The sequence below is a fragment of the [Bacillus] enclensis genome (genome assembly GCF_001456935.1).
Classification (GTDB): domain Bacteria; phylum Bacillota; class Bacilli; order Bacillales; family Bacillaceae_B; genus Rossellomorea; species Rossellomorea enclensis.
Window position 1 is genome coordinate 147884 of sequence record NZ_KQ758485.1, and the last position, 16218, is coordinate 164101.

The window sequence follows — 16218 nt, forward strand, 5'->3', positions numbered from 1 at the left end:
CGATGGGACTGTGTCTCCTATTAAGGATGCCATCCCTGGATCCAGCTTTTCTCATTGGAGATGCACGGATAACCTCATATTTTAAACATTAATTTGTCAAACCCGCTTTTTAACTCTAAAGAATTGGGTGAAAATCAGCAGGAGACACAGTCTCGGCCACTGGATTGAGCCACTTTGCAGAATAATTGCTCCAGTTCTGAAATAATTGCGCCTCTTTACGGATAATTGCGCAACTTTCAAATTAATTGCGCCACTTCACTCTGTAATTGAGCCAATTGTCGAAAATTCTTTATCTGGCAGGGGTGAGACACGCTGGAACAGGTCCAGCATCCTACTACCTGAAACCTTGTTCATCCCATAGCTCGTTTTTGGGTCACTGTACCTGTCCCCTTGGCTCACCTTATGTCAATCTGGACCACTGTACCTGTCCCCCTGGCTCACTTTAAGACAACTTCAACGTCAAATGTCCCTTAGGCTTAATCTCAAGTTTACTTCCGGCTCCAGCTAGTACTTCCTCGGCTAAATTAACAACGACAATAGAGTCAAACACGCTGTCCAGTTCAAACGTCTGTACCTCGTCTGTCGGATTGAAGAACCGGACAATTACTGAAGTATCGTCGTATGCACGTTTGCAGCTGCTCATCACGATTGCAGGGTTGTCTACGATACGAAGCAACGACACCGAATCATCTAGTTCAGCCACAGGATATGGGATTTCAAATCGCTCGAGGCGTTCTTCAAATGTGTTCAAACTCTGCTTCTGGTACGATACATGGCGGCTGACGAAGTGATCGGTTTCGCCGAACAGCGTCTCAGCCTCCTCAGATCCAACGTATACCCCGTATTCAAACACCATCTTCTGCTTCATTTGTGCATCCGGTGTGTATACGACTTTGTTGTTGATGCCGGATGCACGGCCCGGGCGCCATGCCAGGTCGTCTCTTCCCAGAAGACCGACGCTTCTGAACAGGGTCAGTGCCAATGAGCCGCCGACGACTTCGTATTCCTTGATGCCGCGGGTGATGGCTGCAAATGTTACGCCATCTTTGGATACGCCTGCAAAGTTCTCTAACGAATAAATCGGAACCGGTGCTTCGGCGAAGCCGTTCTCTTTCCAATCCTTCATATAAGGATTTTCAACGCTACGTTCAATTAAACCGAAGCCTTGATCGGCAAATGACGATGCAGAATTGGCCACTCCAGTATTCAGAAGCACCCTCACGCGGTGGTCCTCGACTGAGTTGTCAATTGTATGCTGGACTCGCACGACCTTCTCGTCTTTACGCAGTTCGAGCGTCGTAACGATGACCAATGATTCGGAATTAATCTTGGCCTGGCGATCTTCGAGATTCGCAGGAACGAGAGCTTCATGTTTGATCATCATTTTCCCAGACAATGCGCCATTCTCAACAAACAGCAATTCCCCTTGTTCAAGCAATATCGGTTCGTCACCCTCAAGCGGTGAGAAGTCATAAGAATCGCCGGCATCCGCTACATTTTCAAAACGCAGCAGTCCAGGAATCTCGATACCCGTCTCCTTCTGAGTCAGCGTCACATTCCCATCCACAAACTCCACTTTCACGTGGTCGTTCTCAATCGAAGTCTTCGCATCATCTTCCGAAAGCTTGCGCAACCCTTCTTCCACTTCCTCGACCACAAACGTGCGATAACCAAGTGCCGGAACATCCTTCACATCAGCCATCACCACCGTACGGTAATAGCCCGGCACCTCGACCTGCTTCTCGCCTTCTGCGGTTACGACGATTTTCTTCCCGCCGCTGATATATTCCTGGTCGACCGCTTCAACGGACACCTCGGATCCATCCAGACAGCAAACCTTAAAATGACTGGATTTCGTAAACAGTACAGCCTCAACCGAACCGGCAAACACGTCAGCATTCGTATTGAAGAAAACAAACACATTATCCTGACCAAGCTTCCGGCTGACGGCTTCCGTCATCTGCTTCTTTAAAATATTCAAAAGCCCGTCCGCCATGCGGTTCACTTTCTCGAGGCGGTGGACGATGTCGCGGTTCGTGTCATCGGAGTTGCAGCCGCCGATGCTGTCGTGGGCGTGAACATCGAATAGCTGTTTCCACATGCCGTCGAGCCATGCCTGCGGGTAGCGGAATCCGAGTGACTGGCCGATGACCGCCAGCGGTTCAAGCACGTTCAAGATTTTATGTTCCACTTCGTAATTCAGTTTCTTGATATCATAACGCTGCGAGCGGATCGTGTTGTGGATCCGTGACTTCTGGGTAGCCGTCATTTCGCCTTCGATTACATTCGAAAACCCGGCATCGTCTTCCCAAGTTTCCTTCATGAACGTTTCATAATCGGACAGCACAAACTCGTACTCAGAAGAATCTTCGTTCAGTTTCTTGATTGTTTCAGGAAAATGCTCGCGCACAAGGACCTGGTCCCCGCCGGCAGGCAATAACAGATTATCTGTACTCGTATTCATTTCAGCCAGTTTCTCCAAAATAGGGAGCAGTCGCTCTTCCTTATACTCTTCCGTTGCTTCAAGGAATTTCCCCGGGCCGTAGCCGAAGTAAATGTTGTTTGCATCCACGGTTTCGCCGTCAGGGGATTTCCATGTGAAGTTAAGGTCGCCTTTCAGCTGATCCGTATAGATCCCTCGCTGCAGCACGCTGTTGTCGATGCCGAATCCTTTGAAAATTGAAGGCAGGTACTGGTTCTGACCGAAAATATCCGGGAGGTAGCCGCAGTTCATGCTGTGGCCGAAGCTGCCGGAAATTTTTGTTCCGTACAACAGGTTACGGATGATCGATTCTTTATTCACCAATAGCGAGTCGGTCTGGGTGTACCACGGCCCAATGAAAATCCGCTTTGCCTCCACCAGCTGCTTCAGACGGTCACGGTTTTCCGGGCGGGCCTTCAGATATTCCTCGACGACACTTGCCTGCGCGTCGAACACGTAGCCTGTGTAGTCTTCATCTTTTTCAAGGACGTCCAAAAGATGATCGAGGTTTTCCGCGAGCAGGACGTTTGAATCTTCTATTGTAAAATACCATTCGCGATCCCAGTGGGAGTGCGGTACGACGTAGACACGTTTCTTCATGATGTTCCCTCCAATAATAGATAAAGGAGTCCAGGTCAAAAACTCGACCCGGGCCCCCTTTTATGTTTTTGCAGTTATATTCGTGACAATGGCCATACGCGGCGGTCGGACCGGAAGTCCGGCCAATTCCCCGCGCAGCCCCTGTCATCGTTCATTTTTTTTCAAAATAGCAAATCGGATAAAGATGTTCGCAAAGGCGATGAAGCCTGCACCTACGACAAGTCCGATCAGGTATGCCCAGAGATTATCCACGAGCGGCCATCCCCATACAGCCGGAAGCGGATACCATTGGACGGCACCTAGAAGTACTGCGGTCACTGAGCCGAGGATCGCACCGATGATATTGATCGGGATCGTGATCAGCGGGTTGCGGAGCATGAATGGAATCGCCCCTTCACTGATGGCGATGAAGCCAAGCAGCAGTGATGTGTTTCCTGCGACGCGCAGGTTGGCGTCGAATACGCGGCGGCCGACGACGTATTTGTCGATGACCGTTGCCAGGCCAAGCCCAATCGGCGGGATGACGATGGCCAGTACGCGTGCTGTCAGCGGATAAATCTGGTCTGCAGCCAGGCCGATTGCGATGGCTCCTGCTGCTTTGTTGATCGGTCCGCCAAGGTCAAAGGCAGTCGCGGCGGCGATGATGCTTGCCAGTACGACGTTGCCGGCACCCTGTGCAGCTGTGATCCAATCACTCAGTAATGCATTCAATCCTCCGAAGACAGGATCGACGATATAGAAATTCAAGAAGAATATGGTCAGAACCGAGATCGCCGGGATAATCAGCATCGGCTTCATGGCGATCAGGTTTTTGTTGAGCTTGATTTTTTCATTTAAAAATTTCGAAACATAACCGGCCGTGAGACCAAGGATCAATGCTCCCAGGAAACCTGACGGGATACCGCCTTCCACTCCCCAGAATGTGTAGTGAAGTCCTGCTGCGAACACCCCTCCGATGAAACCCGAAACGAGTCCGACGCGGTCGGCGATGGAATACGCGACGAATGCACCGAAGATCGGATACATGAACTTGAAGATCATGCCCCCGAATTTATCGAGGTGATGCAGGATGACGAACAGTTCGTTCGAATGGGTCGCATATTTGATGTCATGGATTTGATCGACGAGACCGAACGGCATCGCTGCCAGTTTCGCGATCCCCATCATGAGTCCTGCCGCAACGAGGACCGGGATCATGTACGAGATACCCGTCATGACGGCCTGCGTCATTTCGGCGAGTAGACCCTGCTTGTTGCCGGAAGATGCTGTCATGTCTTCTTCGTTTTCGTCACCCGCGACAGTTCCGTCCGGGTTCGTCAATGCGCGGTTCAGGATGTCTTTTGCGTTCTTCAATGGCTCTGCCACACGTGTCTGCACGTACGGCTTGCCTGCGAAGCGCTCTTTATTCTTCGGCGCGATGTCGGTTGCGAATACGACAGCATCGGCTTCTTTTAAAATTGCTCCCTTGTGGGCATCTTCAATCCCGTTCGCACCCTGTTTCTCGGTGATGACGCGGATGCCCATTTCGCGGCCTGCTTTTTCAAGCGCCTCGGCGGACATATATGTGTGGGCGATGCCCGCTGCACATGCCGTGATGGCCAGGACCGTTTTGGTATATTCCTGTGGTTCTTCAACCGCTGTTTCCCTGCGGTCGAGAGCTGCGAGGAATTCCGCCGGTGTCGCTGCGTTCATTAGGTTGTCGATGTACGCCTTGTCCATTAGCCTTGTGCTCAGTTCGGACAGGACGCTCAGGTGGGTCGAGCCAGCTTCTGCATCCGGGATCGCCAGCAGGAATACGAGCTGGACCTTGTTATTCGGGTCGATGCTTTCCCACGTATCGATTCCATTTTTGAGCCTTGCTACGGCGAACGCCGCTTTCTTGACGGAAGGGCTTTTCCCATGTGGGATCGCAAGCCCCGCTTCAAGTCCGGTCGGGGAAATCTGTTCCCTCTCTAAAACTGCTTTCAAAAAATCTTCCTTGGAAGTAAGTATGTCTTTTTCATGGAGTGCCCCGGCGAGTTTCTCGAGGATCTCGTGTTTTGATGTTGAATCGACGTCAAACATGATAAGCTGTTCATCTGTCATTTTTCTTAGTTCCATGTGAGGTTCACCTCTCTATTTTAAAAATGAATGATATTTATGAAATCCCTTACAATCTAGTTATAACATAGCGAATCTTGTCGAAACGGTACATAAAAAGTATAATTGTACAGAATGAAAGCCTTGTCATGTTTCTGATTGGGTATAATGAATGTAATGACAATGAACGGTTTTATAAAGGAGCATTTCTTATGGGGAAGGTATTGGATCGGTTCGCATCGAGCATCGGGGAACTGACGCATGCGGAAAAGCATGTATTATTTTACGTCGAGGAACATCTGGATACGGCAAAAAATCAGTCGCTGACCGCAATGGCCGAGAGCAACAGTGTGAGCACGACCACGATTGTGCGGATGTGCCGGAAGCTCGGGCTTGAAGGCTTCTCTGAGTTTAAGTTTGTCCTGAAAAGCATTGATGAAAACGTGGGGCCGGCCGAAAATATGCTCGACCGCTACAGCCAGGACATGGGACGGACGCTGTCGTCGCTTCGTGTGGAAGAGCTTGAGAAGATCAGCGGGCAGATCGAACGCGCCGGGCGGGTGATGATCGTGTCGGTCGGTTTGACCAAGATGGTCGGGGAGTACTTCAGCAAGTTGTTCATGCAGGTGAACAAGCCGACTTCGTATGTGTACGAATCGCATATCATCGACCTGCTCCCGAATATGGTGCAGCCGAATGACCTGATCGTCTTCATCTCATCCAGCGGCGAAACGAAAACGATCGTCGGTGCGGCCGAGAAAATCCGCTATAAGAACGCAGACTCCCTTGCCATCACCAACTCTGCGGACAGCACGCTGGCGAAGATTACCCGTAATTCCATCAGTGCTGACGTGCAAAAAGTGCAGTTTGCAGGGTATGATTTGACACCGCGTTCCACACTCGTCGTGCTGATTGATTTAATTTTTGAGTGTTATTTGAAGACGGTGATGAAGTGATGGGGACAGGCCTTTAGGATGGGACGGAGGGACAGGTACCTTGTCCCATTTTTTTAGCGGTGAAACACGGTACCTGTTCCCTCCCTTTGTTTTTGCTCGATTTTATTCATGAATCCACATACTGTTGCGGTTTGTTTGATAGGATTGAGCTTAGAAACATCTATTTAGGGACGTGGTTATAATAAAAAAGAGGTCTTAAAAGAAAATTGTGCCTTTCCCTTTCGTGATTGTGCCTCTCCGACGATTTAATAGGCCCTTTAGAAAATAATTGCGCCTTTCTTCGAACTAATTACGCCCTTCAAATGATTAATTGTGCCCTTCATGTCGAATTTCCATTACAGGATTAGGTACAGTACCGACCACTGTCCCGCTCTAATCAAACGTTTGTTTAACCTGCTCACTCTTTCCAGCTTCAAGGGTTGAGCTATTTAATCAAACGTTTGTTTAAATTTAAATACAACAAAAAAGAGCAAAGCCCCCTCCACAGGAGGCTTCGCCCTTCTCTTATCCAACCGCTCCAAACATCAAACATGCGAAACAATCAATTCCAAATTCCCTTCAACTTCAAACGTTTCAACATCAGCCGGCAGAATAAAATGGTCGCCTTTCTTCAAAGCATACGATTCTCCTTGCACCCTCAGCGTCCCTTCTCCATCCAGCACACTCGCCAATTGGAAAGGCTGATCCTGCACAAACGAAGAATATCCATCAACCTGCCACTTATAAACGGAAAAGTACTCCGCCTCCACAAATTTCGTCACTTCAACCCCGTCGCGCTTCTCGACAGAAGGCTGCACGTCCGCATTGCGGTGGGGAATCGTCGTCACTTCGATCGACTTCTCAATATGAAGTTCACGCGTGTTCCCTTCAGCATCGCTGCGGTCATAGTCATACACTCGGTACGTCGTATCAGAGCTTTGCTGTGTCTCGAGAACCAGTGTTCCCTTGCATAACGCGTGTATCGTCCCGCTCGGCACATAGAAGAAATCTCCCGGCTTCACTGGAACACGGCGGAGCAGATCATTCCACTCGCCCTTTTCGATCAGCTTGACAAACTCTTCCTTCGTCCCAGCCGTGTGGCCAAAAATCATCTCGGCATCCTCATCGCAGTCAATGATATACCAGCACTCGGTCTTTCCGAGCTCACCGTTCTCATGTTCCTTCGCATATGTATCATCCGGATGGACCTGCACAGACAAATCCGCGTTTGCATCGAGGATCTTCGTCAGTAAAGGAAATACCGGCGATGTGTGTCCGCCGAATAATTCACGGTGCTCATTCCATAGCTCACCAATCGTTTTTCCAGCAAACTCTCCGTTCACAACCGTGCTTTGCCCATTTGGATGACCCGAAATCGCCCAGCACTCACCGGTTTTATCTGACGGGATGTCATAGTTGAATTGATCCTTTAACGCCGTACCTCCCCAGATTCGCTCCTGGAATACGGGCTGTAGAAATAGTGGTTGGCTCATAATTTCCTCCTGAATCCTCCCTCGCGAAAGGGACGTAAAAATTGATTACTGATGATTGTACTACTATCTTTCATAGTTTAAAAGGGGTAATGCTCGAGATCCATTTAACAAAACAGACTCAAAATCATGGAATCTCGCTTTCCCCCAACGAATATCCCTGTCCACCACAACGTATACATATATAAATATACCTAAAGGTGGTGAAAAAAATTGCCCCCGAATTGGACAATTCTCCAAGAAGATTTAGTCGCCATTAATTTGGCAGCTGAATCGAAAAAAGAGGCAATCTGCGAACTCTCTAAACTCTTACAGAAAAAAGGCTATGTAAGGGAATCTTTCCCGCAAGCGGTGGCCGATCGTGAGGAACACTTCCCTACAGGACTTCCCACCAGCCTTTATGGAGTGGCTATTCCCCATACCGATTCTCATCATGTTCTCCGCACCGGAATCGCGGTCGGCATCCTCAAGAATCCGACGGAGTTCACCGTCATGGGGACGACCGATCAAATCGTACAAGTCGAGGTCGTCCTCCTGCTTGCGATCCAAGACCCATCCGGCCATATACAGGTCCTGCAGCAATTAATGGAGGTTTTCCAGTTACCAGAAGCCCTCCGGCAACTGAAAAGCGCAAAGAGTAAAAAGGAAGTAGTCCAGGCGCTAACCGAACATCTTTCACTTGAACGTCCTTAATACAGAAGAGAAGAAAGGAGGATGACTTTATGAAGAAAAAAGTTCTGGTCATATGCGGTACAGGGGTGGCCACCTCTACCGTGATTATGGGCAAGCTTCAGCAATTTTTAAAAGAGAAAGGAATCGCTGCAGAATTGAAGCAGTCAAAGGTCACCGACGTGCTGAATATCGCTTCACAGTACGATGTCGTCATTTCCACTACGATTGTCCCCCCTTCCATCACATCCCAGGTGAGGGTGATCAATGCGGTACCGATCTTGACGGGTGTCGGGAAGGATGAAGTATTCGCTGAAATTGAAAATGCTTTAACATAATGGAATTGGAGGGGTTATGATGGAATGGTTGCAAAGTGTGGTTGATTTAGGTCCTTCCGTTTTGCTTCCGATTTTAATTTTTCTATTCGGTCTATTGCTCCGGATGAAAGCGGGGTCCGCTTTCCGGGCAGGCCTCATTGTGGGGATCGGATTCATCGGCGTGAACCTGATCATTGGTTTATTGATGGAAAACCTCGGACCTGCCGCACAGGATATGGTCGCGAGGATCGGAGTCGACCTTAGCATCATCGATGTCGGATGGCCCGCTACTTCAGCAATTGCGTTCGGGTCGACGGTGGGGGCATTGGCAATTCCAATAGGATTGGCCGTAAACCTTGTCCTCTTGTTAGTAGGCCTGACACGGACATTAAACATCGACCTGTGGAATTTATGGCACATAGCGTTTACAGGAGCACTGGTAAGCATCATGACCGGCAGCTTTACAATGGGAATCGTAACGTCGATCGTCCACTGTATTGTCCTGCTGCTGCTTGCCGATCTGTCTGCGAAACACGTACAAGATTATTATGGCTATCAAAATATCACGTTTGCACACGGCACTTCTTCCCCTTACTATCTGATCGCCATCCCATTGAACAAGCTTTTTGATAAAATCCCGGGGCTGCGAAGCTGGGAAGCAGATCCGGAAAGTATCCAGAAACGCCTGGGTGTCTTGGGTGAGTCGACAGTTATCGGTCTTATCCTGGGTGTGATCATCGGGTTACTCGCAGGATGGGGTGTAAGTGACGTTCTTAACCTTGGAGTTACGACGGCAGCCGTCATGCTTCTTCTGCCAAGGATGGTTGCCATCCTGATGGAAGGTCTTTCACCTGTGTCTGAAGCAGCCAGCGATTTTGTTAAAAAGAAGATCCCGGGACGGGACGTTTATATTGGAATGGACTCTGCATTAGCCATCGGACATCCTGCCGCGATTGCGTCATCCTTGATCCTGATCCCAATCGTCCTCGGGCTGGCCGTACTGGTACCGGGAAACAACGTCCTTCCATTCGGCGATCTGGCCACCATCCCGTTCATCGTCTGTATGATGGTGCCGATCTTCAGGGGAAATGTGATCCGGACAGTCCTTGCCAGTACCATCGCGCTTGGACTGGGTCTACTGTTAGCGACCTACATTTCCCCGCTGTTCACGGAGGCGGCACGCTCGGCAAACTTCAATTTCCCTGAAGGCACCAGAGCCATCTCTTCCCTCGTGGACGGGGCCGTCCCTACGACTGCCATCTTTATATGGGGAGCTAAACTTGGCTATGCCGGATTAATCGCCATTGGGGTCATTTCGCTGGTCATTGCTTATTTTCATCAAAAAAGACAGCGTACGCTGACAAAATAGAACCAATAAAGAACGGCAAGAAGGAGTTTCCCTATTGCCGTTCTTTCATTTCAATTGATTGTCCCCGTCAGCAGCGCATGGGCCGTTGAATCGTCAATGACCAGAACGTCTAAATATTCACCCTTCAAAGCCGCTTCAATACTGTCTACTTTGTGACAACCTTCAACCACTCCGACAACTTCCGGTATGTTCTTCAAGTCTTCCAAATCCAATCCGATGACCAGTTCATTCAGTTCATGGTCAATCTGCTTTCCTAATGCATCGTAGAAACGGGAACTGATATCTCCTACAGCCCCTGCTTTCTTCAATGACACCAAAGCTTCCTCCTTCAAGTAATTCAGTGTTGTCATCGTTGAATTTTTGAAGGGGTTCCCGATCCCGACCACGGCCATCTGGACATTCCGGCCTTCTTCGAGTACCGAGGCGATGTCTTCGGACTGGATGAGCCTTTCTTTTAACTCATTCGAGTCTACCATGGCAGGTGCGTATAAGTAAGAACAAGAACTGTTCATTTTCTGCGCCAGCTGGTAGGCAAGGAGATTGGAGTGGATTTCGACAAGCTCACGGCCCATCCCCCCTACCAGCGGAACGATCTTAAGACCGCGATTCTGCTCATATGGATATTCCTGAACGAAGTTTGACAGCGTACTCCCCCACGAAATCCCGAGGGATTGAATGCCTTCGATATGCTTCGATACGTACGAGGATGCTGCTTTTCCTATGGAACGCTTGACCATCTCACTTGTCAAACCGGCAGTCGGGGTGACAATCACCTCTTTTAATCCGTACTTCTTCTCCAATTTTTGTTCAAGCTCGACTGTATGGGCATTCTCATCTTTTATATAAATTTCAACAATTCCCTGTTCTCTCGCTTTATTCAGAAGCTTTGAAATGACCGGACGGGACACGCCGATTTTCTTGGCGATCTGGGCCTGTGTCCATCCTTCAAAGTAGTAGAGGTTCGCCACTTTGACAATCAATCTCCGCTCTTCCCAATTAACCATCTTTACACCTACTCACACAAAATAAAATCCTCTTTCATTATATCAATGTTAACGCATTACATCATTATGTACTCACACAATTTAAAATAAGCAAAAGACCCAAATGCTTTTCATTTGAGCCTGTCACCTTACTGATGAATTCCTTTCCCCAGCCAGGAAGCAGCCGCTTCGTAAAGAGTCTCCGATACGGTCGGATGGGGATGGATCATTGAAGCCATCTCTTCCACTGTTCCTTCTAAATGCATAAAAGCTGCAGGTTCTGTAATCATTTCCGTAACATGAGGACCGACCATCGTGACCCCGAGTATCTCCCCATACTTCGTGTCAGCAATCAGCTTCACAAAACCTTCTTTTTCATCTGAAGCAAGGGCCTTTCCATTACTTGAATGATCGACTCTCGTTACTTTATAGGAGAGCCCCTGTTTTTCAGCCTCTTCCTCAGTGATGCCGACACTGGCGATTTCAGGGCTTGTATAAACACAGCGGGGCACAACCTTATAATCCACTTCTCCTTTTTCACCGGAAGCATTTGCCGCCGCGATCAACCCTTCCGCACTGGCGACGTGTGCCAGCTGCCAGCCTCCGACTACATCCCCCACTGCATAGACAGAGGGATGACTGGTCCGCATTTTCCGGTCCACTTTTACGAAAGGTCCGTTCATTTCCAGTTTTAATTGGGAGAAGGCTGACGTATTCGGATTCCGGCCAACAGATAATAATAGGGCTTCACCCTCTACCATCTCTACCTTCCCACTCTCTGATTCTACTTTGACAGACTGTTTGCCCCCACTCGTCACAACCTCCTGCACTTTCGAATTTGTCATGACGGTGACACCCTTCTTTCTAAGAGACTGCGCGAGAGCCCTTGCGGCATCCTTATCCTCACCGGGCACAATCCTATCCCCCATTTCCACAATCGTCACGGGTACCTTCAGGCCCGAGAAGATGCAGGCAAACTCGACACCGATGATCCCTCCGCCTACGATGACAATCGACTCTGGAATCCTTTCTATTTCAAAAATGGTATCACTTGTATAATAAGAGGCCTGGTCCAATCCGGGAATAGCCGGTATAACGGGGCTTGAGCCGGTGGCAAGAATGATTTTCCCTGCCGTAATCGTTTCTTCCTGTTCCCCCGCCCTCACGATGATACTGCCATCCTGCATGACCTCTCCGTACCCGTTAAGTACATCAATCTTTCCTTTCTTTAATAAAAAAGAAATCCCGTTACGGAGTTTTTGAATAACTTGATCTTTTCGCTCGAGCATTTTCGTTAAGGATAACGTGACGGGGCCTGTTTCGATCCCCCAGCTTTTCGCTTTTTCTATACTTTCGATGACCTCGGAGTGACGAAGCAGGGTCTTAGAAGGTATGCACCCTCTGTTCAGACAGGTTCCGCCCAGATCGCGCGCTTCAACCAACCCCACTTTCTTCCCGTACTGAGCAGCCCTGATTGCTGCCACATAACCGCCAGGTCCTCCTCCAATGACGACAATGTCATACTTTTTCACTGATATCGACTCCTTAGACTAAAAGTTCAAATGGCTGTTCGAGAATGGATTTCAAGTCAGTAAGGAACGCTGCAGCAGGTGCCCCGTCTATGACGCGGTGATCGAATGACAAACTGACACTCATCATCGGACGGAGGGCAATTTGACCGTTCACTCCCACCGGCTTTTCTTGAATTCTGCCCACTCCCAAAATCGCGGACTCCGGCTGGTTGATGACAGGTGTGAAGGCATCGACGGCATACATGCCTAAATTACTTATCGTAAACGTGCCACCCTTCATTTCGTCAGGCTTCAGCTTGTTCTCCCGCGCCGCTTTGCCAAGCGTTTTGCAATTCTCCGTCAGTGCAGCCAATCCTTTTCCATCGGCATTCTTCACCACAGGAACAAGCAGGCCGTTTTCAACAGCCACGGCTAACCCTACATTCACTTCATCATGGTAGACGATATACTCCCCGTCCAGGGATGCATTTACACCAGGATGCTCCTTTAAGGCATGAGCAGCAGCTTTCATGATGATTTCTGTATAGGAGAGGCGGAAGCCCGTTTTCTTCTCGATACTCCCCAACAGCTGCTCTCGCATCTTTATGGCTTCAGTCATATCCACTTCGCTCGTGAGCGTTACATGCGGGGCCGTCGTTTTGCTTTCGACCATCCGTTTGGCAACGATTTTACGGATCCCTTCCATCTTCACCCGGGCTGCAGCTGGTCCTGAATTCTCTCCTGAACCTCGAAGGCTGCTCTCTACATCTCTGCGATACACTTTTCCATTAGGACCTGTTCCTTGAACATCCCCGGGTTCAACGCCTTCTGCTTCAGCCACTTTTCTGGCAAGAGGGGTAATGGATGGCCGAGAGGTTTTACCAGATTGAGAGAATCCCTTCACATCCGCTTCATGGACACGTCCCTTGGGTCCGGAACCTGTCACTTCCTGAAGAACTACGCCTTCTTCCTTTGCAGCCCTTCTTGCCGCAGGGGTTGCCCGTACTTTATCGCTCTTATGAATCTCTGACTCTTCGTTCAGTTGAGCTGATGGCTCACTGGCAGCAGCAGCTTCTGACTGATTCACTCCCGAACCTTCCCCTCCGGATTCACCAGGCGGCTCATCTGCCACTTCTTCTCCTTTTTCACCTATATAACCGATCACGTGATTTACGGGAACTTCATCATCTTCTTTAAAATAACGCTTTAACAGAGTTCCTTCTTCATATGCTTCGACCTCGATGTTAATCTTGTCGGTCATGATTTCAAATAAAGGATCGCCGACCTCAACCGAATCCCCCTCTTCCTTGAACCATTGAAGAAGTGTTCCGGCTTCCATCGTCGAGCTGAGCTTTGGCATAAAGACTTCCTTCGCCATTCACTATCCCTCCTTACACACGGTTTAATGTTTCTTTCACTGCCTGGATGATATCGTCAACTTGCGGAATCGCTGCTTTTTCAAGCTCCGGATTATAAGGGATCGGCACCGGTTTTCCGCCTAAGCGTTTGATCGGGGCATCAAGGTAATCAAAGGCTTCACTTTCAGCAATCATACCGGCAATTTCCCCGCCAAATCCTCCTCTTTTCACCGCTTCATGAACAACCACGACCCGCCCTGTCTTCCGCACCGACCCGACAATGGTTTCTTCGTCCAGCGGCACAAGTGTACGCGGATCGATGATTTCTGCAGAAATCCCTTCTTTTGAGAGTGTGTCAGCTGCTTCAAGCGCTTTATGGACCATAATGGCCGTAGCCACAATCGTCACATCTGTCCCTTCACGCTTTACATCGGCTTTCCCTAAAGGGATGCTGTATTGTTCTTCCGGTACATCCCCTTTTGTTTTATAGCATAATTTATGCTCATAAAAGATGACCGGGTTGTCGTCATCGATCGCAGCCTTTAACAATCCCTTTGCGTCATAGGCAGTCGATGGCTGAACAACCTTCAAACCCGGAATATGGGTCATCCATGCTTCAAGGCTCTGGGAATGCTGGGCCGCTGCACCGGTTCCTGATCCCGCCGGGGTACGCAGCACCATCGGCACCCTTCCTTTACCTCCGTACATATACCGGATCTTCGCTGCCTGGTTCACCATATTGTCCATGGCAATCGTGATGAAATCTGAGAATTGCAGTTCAAGGATCGGTCTCATCCCGGTCAAAGCCGCTCCGACGGCCGTCCCTGAAATCGCCGCTTCAGAGATCGGGGTATTCCTGACTCTCTCTGTCCCAAACTCCTCAATCATGCCGCGTGTCACGCCAAAGGCTCCTCCATAGACCCCTATGTCTTCTCCTAAAATAAATACATCCTCATTCCGCCGCATCTCCTGGCTCATCGCTTCCCGTACTGCTTCTAAATAGGTAATCTCTCTCATGCTTCGTCTCTCCCCCTCTTCCTACGCGTAGATATCTTCCAATAAGGTATCAAGTGATGGCATCGGACTGTTTTTGGCAAACTCCACTGATTCTTCAATCGCCTGTTTCGCCTCTTGTTTCAATTGATCTGCTTTTTCTTCTGTCAAAATCCCTTCTTCTATCAACACGGAACGAAAACGTGCAATCGGATCTTTCTGTCTCCATTCCTGCTCTTCTTCACGGGTCCGGTATTTTTTTGCATCACTCTTTGAGTGGCCTTTCCACCGGTACGTTTTTGCTTCGATGATGGATGGGCCTTTACCGTTCCGTGCGTACTGTACCGCTTCATTGACGTGGTTCATCACATCGAAGATATCGTTTCCGTCCACTACTTTCCCGGGAATCCCATAGCTCTTTGCACGATCGGCTATATGTTCAATATTCACCATATCTTTCACGGGTCCGGACATTCCGTACTGATTATTTTCACAAATAAAGACGACCGGCAGCTTCCAGATTGACGCAAGATTCACGGCTTCATGAAAGCTTCCTTCATTCGAGGCACCGTCCCCAAAGAAACAAAGAACCACATAGCCGAGCTTTTTCATATGAGAGGTAAGCGCAGCACCCGCCGCGATCGCAAATCCCCCGCCTACGATTCCGTTCGCCCCCAGGTTGCCTTTATCAAGATCGGCAATATGCATGGAGCCTCCCTTTCCTTTACAATAGCCGGTCGTCCTTCCAAACAATTCGGCCATCATCCCATTGACCTCTGCCCCCTTAGCAATGCAATGTCCGTGTCCCCGGTGAGTACTCGTTATTTTATCTTTATCTTCAAGGACCGCTATTGATCCGGCTGCCGAAGCTTCCTGGCCAACCGCCAGATGCGTAGTCCCATGAATCATTCCCTTTGCAAAAAATTCATCCACCTTTTCCTCAAAATAGCGAATCAGCCACATTTGCTGATAGAGACCCACGAGTTTTTCCTCTGTGATCTGTTTAGGAACATCAACCGTTTTCAACATCTCCATTCCTCCTTGTTTACATTTGTTCGTATTTAGTACATTTGTAAACATCATAAAATCATTCCGGCGCTTCGTCAAGTTTATTTACAGAATCTTTTAATAAATCACTTATATTAAATGTTCCGATAAGGTGTTAAATACAGCTGGTCACTTTCGAGCTTTCCGCGGGGAGCCTGTGAGCCTCCCCGGTCGCTCCTCCCTGCGTAACGTCTAGTTGTTTACTCTTCCAGAAGGATTGTCCTTCTTCCCCTCCAAACATCAGCTCGAAGCAGGAAAATTATTTTATAACGCTCATTAAAATAGATCCTTCCAATGATTTTTCGGCATTTGTCTTAAGTTTTTCTGTTCCAATTCCCTTATTCATTAAATTACCTAAAAATTTTTAAAATTATAAAATTACTAT

Annotated in this window: 12 protein-coding genes; 4 read left to right on the forward strand and 8 right to left on the reverse strand. The window is 48.8% G+C overall.

The features are described 5' to 3' along the window. Window positions 1-442: 442 nt before the first annotated feature. Both AS034_RS15805 and AS034_RS15810 read right to left on the reverse strand, forming a co-directional pair. On the reverse strand, window positions 443-3082 hold the full coding sequence (locus AS034_RS15805) for a glycoside hydrolase family 38 N-terminal domain-containing protein (RefSeq protein ID WP_058299261.1): 2640 nt from the start codon (window positions 3080-3082) through the stop codon (window positions 443-445). Window positions 3083-3226: 144 nt separating this feature from the next. Continuing rightward, window positions 3227-5182 carry a fructose-specific PTS transporter subunit EIIC gene (locus AS034_RS15810; RefSeq protein ID WP_058299262.1) on the reverse strand — a complete coding sequence of 652 codons (1956 nt, stop codon included), beginning with the start codon at window positions 5180-5182 and terminating at the stop codon, window positions 3227-3229. Window positions 5183-5373: 191 nt separating this feature from the next. On the opposite strand from AS034_RS15810, the gene AS034_RS15815 reads away from it, so the two are divergent. Further along, on the forward strand, window positions 5374-6117 hold the full coding sequence (locus tag AS034_RS15815; protein ID WP_058299263.1) for a MurR/RpiR family transcriptional regulator: 744 nt from the start codon (window positions 5374-5376) through the stop codon (window positions 6115-6117). A gap of 524 nt (window positions 6118-6641) precedes the next feature. Here AS034_RS15815 and manA read toward each other — a convergent pair. Further along, the gene (gene manA, locus AS034_RS15820; protein ID WP_058299264.1) at window positions 6642-7589 is read right to left on the reverse strand and encodes a mannose-6-phosphate isomerase, class I; all 948 of its coding nucleotides are present in this window, start codon (window positions 7587-7589) and stop codon (window positions 6642-6644) included. A gap of 210 nt (window positions 7590-7799) precedes the next feature. Between manA and AS034_RS15825 the strand changes: the two genes are divergently transcribed. The 3 genes from AS034_RS15825 to AS034_RS15835 are packed head-to-tail and all read left to right on the forward strand — an operon-like array spanning window position 7800 to window position 9941. Continuing rightward, window positions 7800-8279, forward strand: coding sequence for a PTS sugar transporter subunit IIA (locus tag AS034_RS15825; protein ID WP_058299265.1), 480 nt, complete (start codon window positions 7800-7802; stop codon window positions 8277-8279). 29 nt (window positions 8280-8308) lie between these two features. Beyond that, window positions 8309-8593, forward strand: coding sequence for a PTS sugar transporter subunit IIB (locus AS034_RS15830; RefSeq protein WP_032086813.1), 285 nt, complete (start codon window positions 8309-8311; stop codon window positions 8591-8593). Window positions 8594-8612: 19 nt separating this feature from the next. After that, window positions 8613-9941 (forward strand): PTS galactitol transporter subunit IIC, encoded by a 1329-nt coding sequence (locus AS034_RS15835; protein ID WP_082641716.1) that lies wholly within the window; start codon window positions 8613-8615, stop codon window positions 9939-9941. Window positions 9942-9991: 50 nt separating this feature from the next. Here AS034_RS15835 and AS034_RS15840 read toward each other — a convergent pair whose 3' ends face one another. The 5 genes from AS034_RS15840 to AS034_RS15860 form a co-directional block, all read right to left on the reverse strand. After that, entirely contained in the window at window positions 9992-10945 is a 954-nt protein-coding gene (locus AS034_RS15840) for a sugar-binding transcriptional regulator (RefSeq protein ID WP_058299267.1), read from the reverse strand. A gap of 128 nt (window positions 10946-11073) precedes the next feature. Then, window positions 11074-12456, reverse strand: coding sequence for a dihydrolipoyl dehydrogenase (gene lpdA / locus AS034_RS15845; RefSeq protein WP_058299268.1), 1383 nt, complete (start codon window positions 12454-12456; stop codon window positions 11074-11076). 13 nt (window positions 12457-12469) lie between these two features. After that, the gene (locus AS034_RS15850; protein ID WP_058299269.1) at window positions 12470-13813 is read right to left on the reverse strand and encodes a dihydrolipoamide acetyltransferase family protein; all 1344 of its coding nucleotides are present in this window, start codon (window positions 13811-13813) and stop codon (window positions 12470-12472) included. 13 nt (window positions 13814-13826) lie between these two features. Further along, window positions 13827-14810 (reverse strand): alpha-ketoacid dehydrogenase subunit beta, encoded by a 984-nt coding sequence (locus AS034_RS15855; RefSeq protein WP_058299270.1) that lies wholly within the window; start codon window positions 14808-14810, stop codon window positions 13827-13829. 21 nt (window positions 14811-14831) lie between these two features. Continuing rightward, on the reverse strand, window positions 14832-15815 hold the full coding sequence (locus AS034_RS15860) for a thiamine pyrophosphate-dependent dehydrogenase E1 component subunit alpha (protein ID WP_058299271.1): 984 nt from the start codon (window positions 15813-15815) through the stop codon (window positions 14832-14834). Between the last annotated feature and the right edge of the window lie 403 nt (window positions 15816-16218).

Coding starts and splice junctions, on each gene's coding strand:
- AS034_RS15805 (WP_058299261.1), bottom strand. CDS start 3,082: ATGAAGAAACGTGTCTACGTCGTACCGCACTCCCACTGGGATCGCGAA.
- AS034_RS15810 (WP_058299262.1), bottom strand. CDS start 5,182: ATGGAACTAAGAAAAATGACAGATGAACAGCTTATCATGTTTGACGTC.
- AS034_RS15815 (WP_058299263.1), top strand. CDS start 5,374: ATGGGGAAGGTATTGGATCGGTTCGCATCGAGCATCGGGGAACTGACG.
- manA (WP_058299264.1), bottom strand. CDS start 7,589: ATGAGCCAACCACTATTTCTACAGCCCGTATTCCAGGAGCGAATCTGG.
- AS034_RS15830 (WP_032086813.1), top strand. CDS start 8,309: ATGAAGAAAAAAGTTCTGGTCATATGCGGTACAGGGGTGGCCACCTCT.
- AS034_RS15835 (WP_082641716.1), top strand. CDS start 8,613: ATGGAATGGTTGCAAAGTGTGGTTGATTTAGGTCCTTCCGTTTTGCTT.
- AS034_RS15840 (WP_058299267.1), bottom strand. CDS start 10,945: ATGGTTAATTGGGAAGAGCGGAGATTGATTGTCAAAGTGGCGAACCTC.
- AS034_RS15850 (WP_058299269.1), bottom strand. CDS start 13,813: ATGGCGAAGGAAGTCTTTATGCCAAAGCTCAGCTCGACGATGGAAGCC.
- AS034_RS15855 (WP_058299270.1), bottom strand. CDS start 14,810: ATGAGAGAGATTACCTATTTAGAAGCAGTACGGGAAGCGATGAGCCAG.
- AS034_RS15860 (WP_058299271.1), bottom strand. CDS start 15,815: ATGTTGAAAACGGTTGATGTTCCTAAACAGATCACAGAGGAAAAACTC.